The 16,877-nt window shown below is 70.7% G+C and carries 9 protein-coding genes; 3 read left to right on the forward strand and 6 right to left on the reverse strand.

Features of this window, described 5'->3' with window-relative positions; translation table 11 throughout:
• The first annotated feature begins 128 nt into the window (after positions 1-128).
• Positions 129-1,529: a cation-efflux pump gene (locus BLTE_RS10860; RefSeq protein WP_126400416.1), complete on the forward strand. Its 1,401-nt coding sequence runs from the start codon at positions 129-131 to the stop codon at positions 1,527-1,529.
• Here the strand turns inward: BLTE_RS10860 and BLTE_RS10865 are convergent.
• Positions 1,519-2,532 carry a zinc-dependent alcohol dehydrogenase family protein gene (locus tag BLTE_RS10865; RefSeq protein WP_126402155.1) on the reverse strand — a complete coding sequence of 338 codons (1,014 nt, stop codon included), beginning with the start codon at positions 2,530-2,532 and terminating at the stop codon, positions 1,519-1,521. The two genes, BLTE_RS10860 and BLTE_RS10865, sit on opposite strands and share 11 nt — an antisense overlap.
• Positions 2,533-2,640: 108 nt before the next feature.
• On the opposite strand from BLTE_RS10865, the gene pepN reads away from it, so the two are divergent.
• The gene (gene pepN, locus BLTE_RS10870) at positions 2,641-5,280 is read left to right on the forward strand and encodes an aminopeptidase N (RefSeq protein WP_126400419.1); all 2,640 of its coding nucleotides are present in this window, start codon (positions 2,641-2,643) and stop codon (positions 5,278-5,280) included.
• 825 nt (positions 5,281-6,105) lie between these two features.
• Entirely contained in the window at positions 6,106-8,379 is a 2,274-nt protein-coding gene (locus BLTE_RS10875) for a PAS domain-containing sensor histidine kinase (protein WP_174769543.1), read from the forward strand.
• A 292-nt stretch (positions 8,380-8,671) separates the two neighbouring features.
• Here the strand turns inward: BLTE_RS10875 and BLTE_RS10880 are convergent, their stop codons facing one another.
• The 5 genes from BLTE_RS10880 to BLTE_RS10900 form a co-directional block, all read right to left on the reverse strand.
• On the reverse strand, positions 8,672-11,644 hold the full coding sequence (locus tag BLTE_RS10880; RefSeq protein ID WP_126400422.1) for a bifunctional [glutamine synthetase] adenylyltransferase/[glutamine synthetase]-adenylyl-L-tyrosine phosphorylase: 2,973 nt from the start codon (positions 11,642-11,644) through the stop codon (positions 8,672-8,674).
• Positions 11,641-13,044, reverse strand: coding sequence for a sensor histidine kinase (locus BLTE_RS10885; protein ID WP_126400425.1), 1,404 nt, complete (start codon positions 13,042-13,044; stop codon positions 11,641-11,643). The genes BLTE_RS10880 and BLTE_RS10885 overlap by 4 nt, the downstream gene beginning before the upstream one ends.
• Positions 13,028-13,753, reverse strand: a complete 726-nt coding sequence (locus tag BLTE_RS10890; RefSeq protein ID WP_126400428.1) for a response regulator transcription factor — start codon at positions 13,751-13,753, stop codon at positions 13,028-13,030. Before BLTE_RS10890 ends, BLTE_RS10885 begins: the two co-directional genes overlap by 17 nt.
• 334 nt (positions 13,754-14,087) lie before the next feature.
• Positions 14,088-15,638: a Do family serine endopeptidase gene (locus BLTE_RS10895; protein WP_126400431.1), complete on the reverse strand. Its 1,551-nt coding sequence runs from the start codon at positions 15,636-15,638 to the stop codon at positions 14,088-14,090.
• A gap of 255 nt (positions 15,639-15,893) precedes the next feature.
• Positions 15,894-16,862, reverse strand: coding sequence for an IS110 family RNA-guided transposase (locus BLTE_RS10900; RefSeq protein ID WP_126396738.1), 969 nt, complete (start codon positions 16,860-16,862; stop codon positions 15,894-15,896).
• Positions 16,863-16,877 lie beyond the last annotated feature (15 nt).

A 16,877-nucleotide genomic window follows, 5' to 3' on the forward strand; every position in this document is an offset into this window, starting at 1 on the left:
GCGCCGTCCGGGCTGACACCCCGCGGAACGGGACGACCCCGGGTCGTGCGCGCTTGCCCGGCACGCCGGCACAGCCTGCGACCCGAGGTCGGTTGACGGCCCTCCCCGTCCCCGCCTAAGCCTCCGCCATGGCCAGCGAGAAGGAACGCGTCACCACCGTGTCGATGGTTGCGAGCGGCGCGCTCGCGGCCGCGAAGTTCGGCGTCGGCGTCGCCATCGGCAGTCTGGCGCTGATCAGCGACGCGCTGCACAGCCTGATCGACCTCGGCGCCACCATCGTCACCTGGGTCGCGGTGCGCCTCGCCGACCGGCCGCCCGATGCCAAGCACCAATACGGCCACGGCAAGATCGAGAGCCTCGCGGCGCTGATCCAGACCGCGCTGCTGCTGCTGGTGGCCGGCGGCGTGCTGGTCGAGGCGGTCACGCGGCTGCGCGGCGAGACCGAGCCGATGGCGTTCACGGTGATCCCGTTCATCGTGCTCGGCATCGAGATGGCGGTGAATGGCTGGCGGGCGCTGGAGTTGCGGCGGGTGGCGATCAAGACCAAGAGCCAAGCGCTGGCCGGCGACGCCATGCACTTCGCCTCCGACTTCTTCGGCTCGATCCCGGTGCTGATCGGCATCGCGCTGTCGTTCGCGGGCTATGGCTGGGGCGACTCGGTGGCGGCGATCGCGGTGGCGATCCTGATCTCGATCCTGGCGGTCCGGCTCGGCCGGCACACCATCGACACGCTGCTGGACACCGCGCCGGCCGGCGCCGCCGAGCGCGTCACCGCGGCGCTGCACGACGTCGAGGGCGTGGTCGGGGTCGACCGGGTGCGCACGCGGCAGGTCGGGCCGCAGCATTTCGTCGAGGCCACGGTGCAGGTGCCGCGGACCCATTCGCTGGAGCGCATCGCCGACACCAAGACGGCGATCCGGGCGGCCATCGCCGGGCTGCTCGACAATGCCGATGTCACCGTCACCACCGTGGCGGTGGCGCTCGACGACGAATCGATGCTGGAGCGCATCCAGGTGATCGCCGCCCATCGCGGCCTCGCGATCCACCACGTCACCGTGCACCATCTGCCCGAGCGGCTGGCGGTGGCGCTCGACCTGGAGGTGGACGGGGCGATGAGCCTCGGCCGCGCCCATCAGGTCGCCACCGAGCTCGAACAGGCGATCCGCGACGAGCTCGGCGCCAAGGTCGAGGTCGAAACCCACATCGAGCCGCTGCAGACCCAGGGCCTCGCCGGGCAGGAGGCCGACAGCCGCACCGTCGCCGAGCTGCTGCGCACGCTGATCGAGGGCGATCCGCTGCTGTCGGACGTTCACAATGTGCGGCTGCGTCGCACCCGCGACGGGCTGGTGGTGAATTTCCACTGCCGCGCCGACGAGGCGGCGGCGGTCGCCCAGGTGCACGCGGCGGTCGACGCGCTGGAGCGGCGGCTCAAGACCGCGATGCCGGAGGTGACGCGGGCGATCGGCCACGCCGAGCCGATCCGCCACAAGCCGGCCCCGGCCGAAGACGCGCGATCCGTTATGGAATGAGCACCGCCGCGCCGACCAGCCGCCCCGCGCGCAGATCGTCCAGCGCCGCGTTGGCCCGCTCCAGCGGATAGCGGGTGATGTCGGTCTGAAGCCCCGCGCGCGGCGCCACGTCCAGGAACGAGCGGGCATCGTCGCGGGTGAGGTTGGCGACCGACACCACCTGCCGCTCCTCCCACAACAGGCGGTAGGGGAAGCTCGGAATGTCGCTCATATGGATGCCGCCGCACACCACCCGCCCGCCCTTCCGGACTGCCTTCAGCGCCGCCGGCACCAGGGCGCCGACGGGGGCGAAGATGATGGCGGCATCGAGCAGCTCGGGCGGCAGCTCGTCCGAGCCGCCGGCCCACACCGCGCCGAGCCTTCGGGCGAAGTCCTGCGCGGCGGCATCGCCCGGGCGGGTGAAGGCATAGACCCGCCGGCCCTGCCAGCGGGCGATCTGCGCCAGGATGTGGGCGGCGGCGCCGAAGCCGTAGAGACCGAGGGCAGCGCCCTCTCCGGCCAGCCCTTCCCCGGCCAATCCTTCTCCGGCCATCCGGTAGGCGCGCCAGCCGATCAGCCCGGCGCACAGCCACGGCGCGAGATGGGCGGCATCCCCCTCCTCCGGCAGCGGCACCACGAAGCGGGCATCGGCGACCACGTGCGAGGCATAGCCGCCATCGCGCGTGTAGCCGGTGAAGCGCGGCCGGTCGCACAGGTTCTCGCGGCCGGCGGCGCAATAGGGGCAGGTGCCGCAGGTGAAGCCCAGCCAGGGCACGCCGACGCGGGCGCCCGGCGCCGGCGCGGCGACGCCCGCGCCCAAAGCCGCGACGCGCCCCACCACCTCGTGGCCCGGCACCAGCGGCAGGGCCGGGTCCGGCAGCTCGCCATCGACGACGTGCAGATCGGTGCGGCAGACGCCGCAGGCCTCGACCGCGACCAGCGCCTCGCCCGGCCCCGGCTGCGGGGTCGGGCGCTCGCGCAGCCTCAGAGGGCTGCCCGGCCGCTCCAGCACCATCGCGCGCATCTCAACCTTCACCTTGCCGGCCGTCGCCGTGCCGCCGGCGCTCACCCTGCGTCTTTCTAACGCGGGCCGAACAGTCTACATCCAATGTTCCCAATCCCGAGAGCACCGATGCGCACCGAGGCTGCCCGCCCCGTCCGTCTGACGGACTACCGCCCCCCCGACTGGCTGGTCGACACGGTCGACCTCGACGTGAGGCTGCACCCGACCGAAACCCTGGTGACGGCGAAGCTGGCGCTGCGCCCCAATCCGGCCGGGCGGCCGGACGCGCCGATCGTGCTCGACGGCGACGGGCTGGCGCTGACCTCGATCGCGCTCGACGACTGGCCGCTGCGCCCCACCGCCTTCGAGGTCACCGCCAGCACGCTGACCATTCCGGTACCGCCGCCGCGGCCGCTGGTGCTGACGCTGGCCACCCGCATCGACCCGTCCGCCAACACCCAGCTGATGGGGCTCTACCGCTCGCGCGGCACCTACTGCACCCAGTGCGAGGCCGAGGGCTTCCGCCGCATCACCTATTTCCCCGACCGGCCGGACGTGCTGGCGGTCTACACCACCCGCATCGAGGCCGAGCGCGCCGAGGCGCCGGTGCTGCTCGCCAACGGCAATCTGGTCGAGGCCGGCGACATCGCCGGCACCAGCCGCCACTACGCGGTGTGGCACGACCCCTTCCCCAAGCCCTGCTACCTGTTCGCGCTGGTCGGCGGCAATCTCGCGGCGGTGCGGGACCGCTTCGTCACCGCCTCGGGCCGCACGGTCGATCTCGCCATCCATGTCGAGCCCGGCAATGAGGGCCGCTGCGGCTACGCCATGGATGCGCTGAAGCGCGCCATGCGCTGGGACGAGACCGCGTTCGGCCGCGAATACGACCTCGACCTTTTCAATATCGTCGCGGTGTCGGACTTCAACATGGGGGCGATGGAGAACAAGGGCCTCAACATCTTCAACGACAAATACGTTCTCGCCTCGCCCGATACCGCCACCGACACCGACTATGCCAATATCGAGGCGATCATCGCCCACGAATACTTCCACAACTGGACCGGCAACCGCATCACCTGCCGCGACTGGTTCCAATTGTGCCTGAAGGAAGGGCTCACCGTCTTCCGCGACCAGGAGTTCTCGTCCGACCAGCGCTCGCGGCCGGTAAAACGCATCGCCGACGTGCGGCTGTTGAAGAGCCACCAGTTCGCCGAGGACGGCGGGCCGCTGGCGCACCCGGTCCGCCCGGAAATCTACAACGAGATCAACAATTTCTACACGGCGACCGTCTATGAGAAGGGCGCCGAGGTCATCCGCATGCTGAAAACCCTGCTGGGGGCGGAGACCTTCCGAGCCGGCATGGACCTCTATTTCGCCCGGCATGACGGCCACGCCGCGACGGTGGAGGATTTCCTCGCCTGCTTCGCCGAGGTGTCGGGGCGGGATCTGGCGCCGTTCGCGCTGTGGTACGCCCAGGCCGGCACGCCCGAGGTCACGGTTACCGGCAGTTACGACAGCCGCGAGCGCAGCTACCGGCTGGAGGTGGCGCAGATCGTGCCGGCGACGCCCGGCCAGCCGGCCAAGCAGCCGGCGACCATCCCGCTCAAGCTCGGCCTCGTCGGACCGGACGGCGCCGACCTGCCGCTGGCGCTCGACGGCGGCGGCCGGCACGACGGGGTGATCGAGATCGACCGCGCCCATCAGGTGTTCGTGTTCCGCGACCTGCCGGCGCGGCCGGTGCCCTCGCTCAATCGCGGCTTCTCGGCGCCGATCAAGCTCACCGCCAATCTGACCGAGGACGACCTCTTGTTCCTCGTGCGCCACGATTGCGACCCGTTCAACCGCTGGCAATCGGCGCAGACGCTGGCGATGCGCCATCTGCTCGCCGCGGCCGCCGCCCGGCGCGACCAGCGCCAGCCCGACTCCGCTGCGGCGCTGATCGCCGCGCTCGGCCCGGCGCTCGATGATGCCGGGCGCGACCCGGCCTTCGCGGCGCAGGTGCTGACCATGCCTTCGGAGGCCGACATCGCGCGCGAGATCGGCAGCGACGTCGATCCCGACCTCGTGTTCGCGGTGCGCAGCGAATTGCGGGCGGCGCTGGCGCGGGCGCTGTCGGCGCGGCTGCTCGCCTCGCTCGGCGACGCCGATGGCCGCCCCTACACGCCCGACGCCGAAGGCGCCGGCCGGCGGGCGCTGCGCAATGCCTGCCTCGATCTCCTGGCGGCGGCCGGCGAAGCCGCGGCGTTCGAGGCCGCGCTCGCCCAGTTCGAGACCGCCGACAACATGACCGACCGGTTCGCGGCGCTGTCGGTGCTGACGCTGAACGGCGCCCCGGCGCGCGAGACGGCGCTCGCCCGCTTCTACGAGCGCTATGCGAGCGACCATCTGGTGGTCGACAAGTGGTTCGCGCTGCAGGCCTGCATTCCCGAGGCCGGCACACTCGATCGGGTGCGGGCGCTGATGGTGCACCCCGCCTTCTCCACCGCCAATCCCAACCGCGTGCGCTCGCTGATCGGCTCGTTCGCCACCGCCAACCAGACCCAGTTCAACCGGCCCGACGGCGCCGGCTTCGAGCTGGTGGCGGGGCTGGTGCTGGAGCTCGATCCCAGGAACCCGCAGGTCGCGGCGCGGCTGCTCGCGGCCTTCAAGAGCTGGCGGGCGCTGGAGCCGGTACGGCGCGCCGCCGCCGAGGCCGTGCTGCGGCGGATCGCGGCGACGGAGGCGCTGTCGTCGGACGTGCGCGATATTGTCGAGCGCTCGCTGGGTTGAAGCCCTATTCGGTCTCTGCCTGATCGGCTCGAACGGGCCGCCGGCCGCGCGCCGCTTCTGCCCTCTCCCACCCGGGCCGCGCTTGCGCGCGCCCGGGCGGGCGCAGGCTCTTGTGGGAGAAGGTGGCGCGACCGAACGTCAGCGAGGTCGTGCCGGGTGAGCGGTGCCAACGGCTTACGCTTGAAGACTCACCCCTCACCCGCCTCGCGATCTGGCGATCGCTCGCCACCCTCTCCCACAAGGGGCTACGGCATTCACGGATCTGATTCTGTGCTGAGCCATCAATGGCTTAATGGACAGGCTGCGGATGTCTCATCGAGAACGCGGTGGATCGGCAGTTACCGGGGACCGCAGGATTGAACTCGTCATGCCCGCGCTTGTCGCGGGCATCCACGTCTTGAAAACCTATTTGAAAACAAAGACGTGGATGGCCGGGACAAGCCCGGCCATGACGACGGCGGGCTTGTGCCAGACGCCGCAGGCGCAAGTCACGCCGAAAGAGATCGCGTTTCGGCTCGATCTCTCTCGGCCCAGGCGATTCAGATCCGTGAATGCCGTAGCCCACAAGGGGAGAGGGAAAAAGAGGCCCGGCCGATCCGCCGAAAACCGTCGCGAATGCCTCAAGTTTCACGGCTTTGCCGGCCCTGCCGGGGCGCAGTGTTGCGCAATTTCATCGCTCGCGCACGCGTCGAGTCACAACCGCCCACTGCACGCGTAAGTGCTGGACAAGGTACCCCCGATTCGATTCCAATCCACAGTGATTCGGAGAGATGCGGCAGTCCCTCCAGCCTATTTCCATCGACTATTTTCATCGGAGGCAGGGCGATGGCTCGCACCCGGGCAGCCAACGCGTCCGTGTGTCATCCGCATGTTCGCGGCATTGCGCAGTCGCTCGCCTGCCCTGCGTACCGGCGCAGGCTGAAGCTTGAGCCTGTGCTGCGCCGCGCAGTTCCCGTCCTCATCCTGCTGTTCCTGGTGACGATCGGCATCGGTGCGCTGGTGCAGATCAATGATGGCCGTTTCCGGGCGGTCGCGGTCGCCAAGAACGACATCGAGATGATCGCCCACGCCGTCACCGATGATCTGCTCGCGGCCGCATCCAGCGCCAGCGCCGCGCTGATGATGTCGCTGCCGAAGACCGCAAGCGGCCGCACCGTGCTGGTCGCCGACCGCACCGGCCGCATCGTCGGCGCCTGGCCCGATCCGCGTCTCGCCAAGGGCCATGCGCTCGCCGACGTGCTCGGCACCGGTCAGCCGCTCACCGCCTTCGCCGAGCAGGCCGGCGTGCTGCAGGTGGTGCTGGCCGACGGCACCGAGGCGCTGGCCATGGTGCGCTCGCTCAAGGGCCATTACGGGCAGGTGGCGGTGATCCAGGGCGTCGATGCCGCGCTGGACGAATGGCGCTCGGACGCGGCGCTGCTGGTCACGCTGTTCTCGACCACCGGCGGCATTCTGCTGATCCTCGGCTTCGCCTTCCACTGGCAGTCGCTGCGCGCGCACGAGGCCGACGCCATCTACGAGACCGTGCGCCAGCGCGTCGACACCGCGCTCAATCGCGGCCGCTGCGGGCTGTGGGACTGGGATCTGGCGCGCGGGCGGATCTTCTGGTCGGACTCGATGTTCCAGCTTCTCGGGCTCGCGCCGCGCGGCGAGATGCTGTCGTTCGGCGAGATCGCCGGGCTGGTGCATGCCGAGGACGGCGACCTCTACGAGCTTGCCACCCAGCTCGTCGGCTCCGAGGACGGCGCCATCGACCGGGTGTTCCGCATGCGCCACGTCTGCGGCGAGTGGCTGTGGCTGCGCTTCCGCTGCGAGGTGGTGCGCGACGAGGGCGAGGCCGAGCCGCGCCTCGTCGGCATCGCCGTCGACATCAGCGAGCAGAAGCGGCTCGTCGACGCCACCGAAACGGCGGATGCGCGCCTGCGCGACGCCATCGAGGCGATCTCCGCCGCCTTCGCGCTGTGGGACGCCGACAAGCGGCTGGTGCTGTGCAATTCGCAATATCAGAAGCTGCACGGCCTGCCGAACAGCCACGTGCAGCCCGGCACCGAGCTGCAGCAGGTCACCGCCGCCAGCCGCTACGCCATCATCCGCACCCACATCCACGACCATGGCGGCGACGAGGCCGGCTGCCGCACCTTCGAGGCGGAGCTCGAGGACGGCCGCTGGTTCCAGATCGCCGAGCGCGTCACCAAGGACGGCGGCTTCGTGTCGGTCGGCACCGATATCACCGCCCGCAAGCGGCACGAGGACCGGCTGCTCGACAGCGAGCGGCGGCTGATGGCGACGGTGGCGGACCTGCGCAAGTCGCAGCAGACGCTCGAAACCCAGACCCAGCAGCTCGCCGACCTCGCCGGCAAGTACGCCCGCGAGAAGACCCGCGCCGAGGAAGCCAACCGCGCCAAGTCCGAATTCCTGGCCAATATGAGCCACGAGCTGCGCACGCCGCTCAACGCCATCATCGGCTTCTCCGAGATCATGGAGAACGGCATGTTCGGCGCGCTCGACCCCAAATACAACGAGTACTGCCAGGACATCCGGCTGAGCGGCCAACACCTGCTCAATGTCATCAACGACATTCTCGACATGTCGAAGATCGAGGCTGGGCGCATGCTGGTCCATCCCGAGCCGGTGCGGCTCGACGCGGTGGTGGCGGAGACGCTGCGCGCGGTCTCGGAGCCGGCGATCGACAAGAGGCTGGCGGTCGCCGCCCGCATCGATCCCGGCACGGTGCTGCACGCCGACCGCCGGGCGGTGAAGCAGATCATGCTCAACCTGATGTCCAACGCCGTGAAGTTCACGCCCGAAGGCGGCGCGGTCACCGTGCGGGCGCGCGCCTGGGGCGGCACCGCGCTGGTGGTGATCGAGGATACCGGCATCGGCATCCCCAAGGCCGCCATGGCCCGGCTCGGCCGCCCGTTCGAGCAGGTGCAGAGCCAGTTCACCAAGAGCCACAAGGGCTCCGGCCTCGGCCTCGCGATCGCCATGTCGCTGGTCGAGCTGCACCGCGGCGCGGTCAAGATCCGCTCGACCGAGGGCCGCGGCACCAAGGTGATGCTGCGCCTGCCGCTCCACCCCGCGCAGCGCGCGGCGGCGTAACCGGGTCGGTTCGCCGTCGTCCCGGGCAAGGGCCGCAGGCCCGCGACCCGGGACCGTTTGCAGGAAGGGCCTTTATCCGGCGGACGATCCCGGGTCTCGCTTCGCTTGCCCGGGATGACGAAACACGAAAAGCGACAGCCGGGATGACGCGGGGGGAGAGTCGTAGAATTGCAGGGCGGAATAGCGCAGCGTATTCCGCCGACCTCAGCCGACGCACAAATGGCTGAATACGCTGCGCTATTCCGCCCTACCAGGTTCAGGTCGTCCTGACGCGGAGCCCGCCCGCGCCCCCTCACGCCGGGGTGACGCCGAGGATGCGGTCGAAGGCGGCGCGCACGCGCGCCTGCGTCTCGCGCAGGTGCGCCTCCAGCGTCGGGAAATCGGGCACGTCGCCGGCCCGCGCCAACAGCGTCAGCAGGTTCGGCCCGGCGGCGGCGGGGTCGAACGGCGCGGCGAGGCACAGCCGCAAAACCTGCGTGAGGTTCTGGTAGAGACGCGCCGCGTCGCGCAGCGTCTCGGCATCGGCGGCCGGGATCAAATTGTGGCGGGCCGCCGCATCGAGCACCCGGCCGGTGTTGGTGTCGAACAGCTCCGGCAGCTCGGCGCCGTGCACGAGCTGCAGATACTGGGCGATGAATTCGAGATCGACCAGCCCGCCGGCGGCGTGCTTGAGATCCCACGGATCGTTCTCGCCCTTCTCCTCGGCGATGGCGCGGCGCATCTCCACCACGTCGCCGGCGGTGGCGACCGGCTCGCGCGGCCGCGCCAGCACATCGCGGATGGAGGCCTCGACGCGGGCGGCGAAATCGGCCGGACCCGAGATCACCCGCGCCCGCGTCAGCGCCATGTGCTCCCAGGTCCAGGCCTCGGTGAGCTGATAGCTGCGGAAGCTCTCCAGCGAGGCGGCGAGCGGCCCCGAGCGGCCGGAGGGGCGCAGCCGCATGTCGACGTCATAGAGGCTGCCGACATTGGTCTGCACAGTGAGGGCGTTGATCAGCCGCTGGGTGAAGCGGGCGAAATACTGCGCGCCATAGAGCGGACGGGCGCCGTCGGACTCCGGCTGCTCGGGATCGAACTCGTAGAGCACGATGAGATCGAGATCGGAGCTTGCGGTCATCTCGCGGCCGCCGAGCTTGCCGAGCGCCAGCACCGCCGTCGACATGCCGGGCACGCGCCCGTGCAGCGCGGCGAAGCGCTCCAGCACATGGGCGTGCAGGAAGCGCACCAGCGCCACCGCGAGGCGGGCATAGGCCTCGCCGGCCTGCGTCGCGGTGAGCGTGCCCGACAGCACGCGCACGGCGATCAGCACCTTCTGCTCCTGGCCGAGCAGGCGGATGCGGTCGAGGAAATCCTCGTCGCTCACCGCGTCGGCCAGCGTGTCGGCGAAGCGCTTCTCCTGGGTGGCGCGGTCGGGCAGCGGGCCGAAGAAGGCGGGGTCGAGCAGCGCATCGAGCACCTGCGGCCGGCGCGCCAGCATGTCGGCGACGCGCGGCGCGGTGCCCATCACCGAGGCCAGAAGCTGCACCAGATCGGGATTGCGCCGCAGCAGCGTGAACAGGCGCAGCGTGCCGGTCAGCGCCGAGACGAAGCGGTCGAAGGTGGCGAGCGCGACATCCGCATTGCCGCTCTTGGCGAAGCCGTCGAGCAGCGCCGGCACCAGCTCGGCGAGCAGCGCGCGCGGCGGCTCGCTGCGCAACGCCCGCGGCCGGCCGGCCAGCCATTCGCGCACGATGAAGCTCGCCGCCAGCGGATCCTTGAAGCCGAGGCCCTTGAGCGTATCGAGGGTCTCCTTGTCGTCGCGATCTTCGGGGAAGCGGAAGGCGCCCTCGACCTGGGCGGCCGGCGGCGCATCCTCGAACAGGCCGGCATAATGGCGCTGCACCACGCGCAGATGCGGCAGGATGGCCTCGGCGAAGGCGTCGCGCCCGTCATAGCCGAAGAAGCGGGCGAAGGCGTCGAGCGCGGCCTTCTCCTCCGGCAGCGACTGCGTCTGCTCGTCGGCGACCATCTGCAGCCGGTGCTCGACCGCGCGCAGGAAGACGTAGGCGTCGGCCAGCTCGTCGCGCGCCTCGGCGGCGATCCAGCCGCCCGCGGCCAGCGCATCCAGCGCCGGCAGGGTCTGGCGCAGCCGCAGGTGCGCGTTGCGGCCGCCGACGATGAGCTGCTGGGTCTGGGCGAAGAACTCGATCTCGCGGATGCCGCCGCGGCCGAGCTTGACGTTGTGGCCCTCCACCGCGATCTCGTCATGGCCGCGATAGGCGTGGATCTGCCGCTTCATCGAATGGACGTCGGCGATCGCCGCGTAATCGAGGAAGCGCCGCCAGACGAAGGGCGCGAGCTCCTCCAGGAAGGCCGCGCCCACCGCGAGGTCGCCGGCACAGGGGCGCGCCTTGATGTAGGCCGAGCGCTCCCAGGTCTGGCCCTCGCGCTCGTAGTAATTGAGGCCGGAATCGGTGGCGATGGCGATCTGGGTGGAGGCGGGGTCGGGGCGCAGGCGCAGATCGACGCGGAACACGTAGCCGTCGGCGGTGCGCTCCTGCAGCAGCTTGACCAGCCCGCGGGTGACGCGCACGAACAGCGGCCCGGCCTCGGCGCCGCGGCCGAGCGGCGCGCGGTCGCGATCGTAGAACACCACGAGGTCGATGTCCGACGAGTAGTTCAGCTCGCCGGCCCCCATCTTGCCCATCGCCAGCACGGCATAGCCGGAGCCGACCTCGGGTGCGGCGGGATCGGGCGGCACCAGCTTGCCCTCGGCCGCGGCGGCGGCCAAGAGCCGGCGCACCGCCGCCTGCACGGCGGCGTCGGCGATGTCGGTCAGCGCGCCGGTGACGTGGGCGAGGTCCCACACCCCGCCGATGTCGGCGAGCGCGATCAGGAGCGCCGCCTCCTGCTTCATCAGCCGCAGCGCGCGCATCGCCCCGGCATCGTCGGCCGCCGCCGCCACCGCGGCGCGGGTCTCGGCGATCAGAGCGGGCAGCCGCTCCTCCGGCGTGCCGGTCAGCAGCCGGACGAGGCGGGGCGGATCGTTCAGCGCCAACTCGAACAGGAAGGGCGAGCCGCCGGCAAGGCCGGCGAGCAGCGGGCGAACCAGCGGGGTCGCCCCGGCCAGTGCGGCGAGGTCGCCGTGCTGCAGGAGGTCGTCCAGGCGCCGCTCCGCCTGGGCTGGATCGGCCACCTGAGGTACGGTGGTCAGGCGGGCGGCAAGCGCCGACGCCGCAAGCGCCGGTCCGGCGGCGGTTGATCTGGGAGCAGCAGGGCGAGTCATGCCGCCTGTGTAGCACCCCGCGGCAGCAGGATCACCACCCTCAGGCCCGGGGAATTGTCGGCAAGGGCCAGGATACCGCCATGCAGGCGGGCCACCGCCGCCGCCAGCGACAGGCCGAGCCCGGAGCCCGGCCGCGAGCGCGAGGATTCCAGGCGCACGAATCGCTCGACCGCCCGTTCGCGGTCGTCGGCGTCGATGCCGCGGCCGCGGTCGGAGACCGTCAGCTCGACAATGTCGCCATCGTTGCGGACGGCGATGGTGATCTCGCGCTCGCCGCCCTCCCCCGCCTCCGGCAGGCCGTATTTGAGGGCGTTGTCGATCAGATTGGCCAGCGCCTGACCGATCAGCTCGCGATTGCCGCTGAGCGGCACCGGCTCGGGCGCATCGACGATCAGGGTCGCCGCCTTCTCCTCGGCCACCGGCTCGTAGAGCTCGCCGACGGTCTGGGCGACCTCGGCGGCGTCGAGCTCGGTCATCTCGGCATCGACGCGGCCGGCCTCGGCGCGGGCGATCATCAGCAGCGCGTTGAAGGTGGCGATCAGGCCGTCGGCCTCGGTGATGGTGTCCTCCAGCGCCGCCCGCCAGTCGTCCTCGGTCTCGGCGGTGCGCAGCGCCTCCTCGGCGCGGTTGCGCAGCCGGGTCAGCGGCGTCTTGAGATCGTGGGCGATGTTGTCGGACACTTCCTTCAGCCCGCGCATCAGGCCCTCGATGCGCTCGAGCATGGCATTGAGCGAAGAGCCCAGCCGGTCGAACTCGTCGCCGGTGCCGGCGACCGGCAGGCGTTCGCTGAGATTGCCGGCCATGATCGCCTTGGCCGAGGCGCCGATGGCATCGACGCGCCGCAGCACGCGGGTGGTGACGAAGGCGCCGCCGGTGATGCCCAGGATCATCACCACCGCCAGCGCCCAGCGCATCGGCCGCGCCAGCACGGCATGCACCCGCTCGCGCTCCTCGAGGTCGCGGCCAATGACGAGGCGGAAGCCGCCGGGCAGCACGAAGGCGCGGGCCATGGCGCGCATCTCGCGGCCGTCGGCCTCCTCCATGCGGCGGTAGCGGATCTCCGCCCAGTCTTCGGCCGACAGGTGGCTGCCGGGCAGCTCGGCGATGTTGCCGGCCAGCGTCTCGCCCTGGAAGGTGGTGAGCAGATAGATATTGGAGCCGGGCTGGCGCGAGCGCCAGTCGATCACCGCCGCCAGCCGGCGGATGCCGGCGCGGGTGTAGATGTCCGACAGCGCCGCGATCTCGGCGTCGAGCGTCTCCTGGACCTGGCTGAACAGCAGCACCTGGGTGTGCCAGCCGAGATAGGCGACCAGCGTCGCGGCAAAGGCCAGGAACACGGCCAGATACGCGGCCATGATCTTGAAGGCGGTGGTGCGGAGAAGCTTACCGAATGCCGTCACGGATCACGTATCCCGCCCCGCGCATGGTGTGCAGCAGGGGCTTGGAGAAGCCCTTGTCGATCTTCGAGCGCAGCCGCGAGATGTGGACGTCGATGACGTTGGTCTGCGGGTCGAAATGATAGTCCCAGACGTTCTCCAGCAGCATGGTGCGGGTCACCACCTGCCCGGCATGGGTCATCAGATATTCGAGCAGGCGGAACTCGCGCGGCTGCAGCACGATCTCGGTGCCGGCGCGGGTGACCCGGCGGGCCAGACGGTCGAGCTCGAGATCGGCGACCTTGAGCACGGTCGCCGCCGCGGCCGGGGTGCGGCGGCGGGCCATCGCCTCGACGCGGGCGAGCAGCTCGGAGAAGGCGTAGGGCTTGGGCAGATAGTCGTCGCCGCCGGCCCGCAGGCCGCGCACCCGGTCGTCGACCTGCCCGAGGGCGGAGAGGATCAGCACCGGGGTCTGGCGGTCCTCGGCGCGCAGCGTCTCGATCACCGACAGGCCGTCGCGCTTGGGCAGCATGCGGTCGACCACCAGCACGTCATAGTCGCCCTCGCGGGCCATGTGCAGCCCCTCCTCGCCATCGGCGGCATGGTCGGCGAGGTGGCCGGATTCGCTGAACGCCTTCACGATGTACTCGGCGGCGGCGATGTCATCCTCGATCACCAGAATGCGCATGACGGGCTCCAGCGGCGCCGCGACGGCGACTCGACAACCAGACATCGCACTATCCTCTTCCAGGCCGGGCCGTAAAGCACGGCCCCGGCGCGTCGAAACCTCCTGGCCGGCCGGCACCGGAATGGCGGGAGACAAGGCAGCCTCCCCCTACCCTTGAAAAGGCGATGGCGGGAGGCCGAAGCCTCCCGCCACCCGAGACCTGAGAGAGTATGGGCGGGAGGCCGAAGCCTCCCGCCACCCTGAAACGAAGAAGTATGGGCGGGAGGCCGAAGCCTCCCGCCCATGGCACCCGGCGGTAAGGGGGCGACGGGGAACTCCGCCGGGCGCAACGTCTGTCGGTCGGGGACGGACCGAGCAGTGGCACCTGTAGACGGTCGGCTTAAGACTGGCCGACCTGAAGAGCGACGAAGCGGCTGGAGCCGCCGGTCTTGACCCGCACCAGCACGGTGCGGCGCTTGTCCTTGCGGGCCGCGTCGAGCGCATCGCGCACGTCGCTGGCGCTGGTCACGGCGCGGCCGTTGACGTCGAGGATCAGGTCGCCGTCGCGCAGGCCGGCGGTGGCGGCGGGGCTGTCCGGCTCGACGTCGCGCACCGCCACACCCTTGCCGCCCGGCCCTGGGGCCAGCGTGAGGCCGAGGCGCGGCAGGTCGCGGCCGTCGGAGTCGTCCTCGCGGTCGCCGCGCTGGGCGCGCTGGTCGTCGGGGAACTTGCCCGGCGTCAGCTCGACGGTGCGCTCCTTGCGGTCGCTGACCACGGTGAGCTTGATCGGCTCGCCCGGCTTCTCGGCGGCGATCTGCTTGGCGAGATCACGGGCGTCCTTCACCGGCTTGCCGTTGACCGCGGTGATGACGTCGCCGCTCTTGATGCCGGCCTTGGCGGCGGGGCCGCCGGCCTGCGGCTCGGTCACCAGCGCGCCCTGCGCCTTGGCGAGGCCCAGGCTGTCGGCAAGGTCGGCGTTCACCGGCTGGATCTGCACGCCGATCCAGCCACGGGTGACCGTGCCGCTCTCGCGCAGGCTGGTGACGACCGTCCGCACCGTGTCGGCGGGGATGGCGAAGGCGATGCCGACGCTGCCGCCCGAGGGGGAGAAGATGGCGGTGTTGACGCCGATCACCTCGCCGTCGAGGTTGAAGGTCGGGCCGCCGGAATTGCCGCGGTTCACCGGCGCGTCGATCTGGACGAAGTCGTCATAGGGGCCCGAGCCGATGTCGCGGCCGCGCGCCGAGACGATGCCGGCGGTGACCGTGCCGCCGAGGCCGAACGGATTGCCGACCGCCACCACCCAATCGCCGATGCGCGGCGTCTTGGTGCCGAGCGTGACGAACGGGAACGGGCCGTCGCCGTCGATCTTGAGCAGCGCGAGGTCGGTGCGCGGATCGGTGCCGACCACCTTGGCGTTCAGGGTGCGGCCGTCATCGGTCACCACCTCGACGCTCACGGCGTTGTCCACCACATGGTTGTTGGTGACCACATAGCCGTCGGGGGTGATGACGAAGCCGGAGCCCTGCGACTGGCCGAAGCGGTGCGGCGGGCGCGGCGGGCCGAAGCCGTGCGGCGAACGGCCGAACCGCTCGCCGAAATCGCGGAAGAAGCGGTCCATGCCCGGCGGCGTCGCGTCGTCCTCGTCGAACTGCATGCGCTCGGCGACCGGCTGCGACTTGACCTTGACGCTGACCACCGCCGGGCGCACGCGCTCCACCACATCCGCAAAGCTGAACGAGGCGGCGGTGAGGCGGTTCGGCGTGCTCTGGAGCTGGGCGGTCTGGGACTGAACCTGGCTGTCGGCCATCGCGACGTCGCGCACGATCAACGGCGACAGGCCGGCCGTGCCGGCGCCGAGCAGCGCCAGCATCGCCACGCCGGCCAGCAGACGGCCGCGACGGCGCGCCGGCGGCAGATCGAACTGGGGGGAGTTCGCAGGGCGGGACATGAGTGTCGTCTCTCCGTTCAGGGCGTTGCGCCCCGGTTCGATGGAGAGATTGCCGCCGCGCACCTTACCGCGGGCTGGAGCATCGATGAATAATTGTTAATCTGCCCAACGCCGTAAGGTTAAGCTGGCGGGCGCGCGCAATGGAATGCGGGATCGTCGTTCCCGCGCCGCGTCATCCCGGCCGAGCGAAGCGAGGGCCGGGATCGTCCTCTCCGTGTCTTGTCATCCCGGACGGCGCGCAGCGCCGAGCAACTGTCATGCGGTTTTGGGGTCTCGCCAGGGTTTGTTGTCTCGAATCATGGCGTTGAGGATGGTCAGGAGCTTTCGAGCGATGGCGATGAGGGCGACCTTGGCGGGTTTTCCGCGGGCTTTGAGGTCGGCGTAGAGCTGTTTGGCCCACGGGTTCCAGTGGATGGCGGCGAAGGCGGCGAGATAGCAGGCGCGCTTGAGCGCGCGGCGTCCGGCCTCGATATGGGCCGGCCGCCGCGCTTTGCCGCTGTCGTTGCGATAGGGTGCGCAGCCGCCGATGGCACCGGCTTGGCGGGGGGTGAACCGGCCGAGTTCGGGAGCTTCTGCGAGCAGGACGCGGGCCGTCTTGTTGGCGATCCCCGGCACCGAGGTGATGATCTTGGCCTTGGCGTCCATCGCCGGATCGGCGGCGATCAACGCCTCGATGGCCTGTTCGGCCGCGGCGACGGTCTCGCGCAGGGCGGCGATTTCGGCATCGAGCCGGGCGGTGATGGCCGCCAGGGTGGGGTGGGCCTTGCGGTTCTCGAGGCGGCGGATGTCGGCCTCGGCGCGGGTGATTTCGCGCACCCAGGCGGTCAGGTCGCTCTGCGCTTGCGAGGGCTCCGGGAACGGCCGGCAGGGGTGATGCAGCATGAAGGCGCGGATGATGCGGGCGTCGAGCGGATCGCTCTTGGCGCGCTGGCCGCAGGCCTTGGCGAACTGGCGGCAGCGCCAGCTGTCGACCTGCAGCACGGTGAGGCCGGCCTCGCGCAGCACCGCGACCGCCAGGCGTTCATAGCCGCCGGTCGGCTCCAGGCCGGCGGTGGTGAGCCCGGCCTTCACCAGGCGCCTGGCCAAGCGCTGGAGAGCCGCGGGGGTGTTATCGACGCGCTCGACCTTGGTGTCGTCGAAGGCGATGTCGAGCCAGTCCTTGGAGACATCGATGCCCACAAGGTGGGTGGCAAACGGCGTCGGGTGTGGCAGCATGACAAGCATCCCAGGCTTGGAAGC

It is taken from the genome of Blastochloris tepida (genome assembly GCF_003966715.1).
Classification (GTDB): domain Bacteria; phylum Pseudomonadota; class Alphaproteobacteria; order Rhizobiales; family Xanthobacteraceae; genus Blastochloris; species Blastochloris tepida.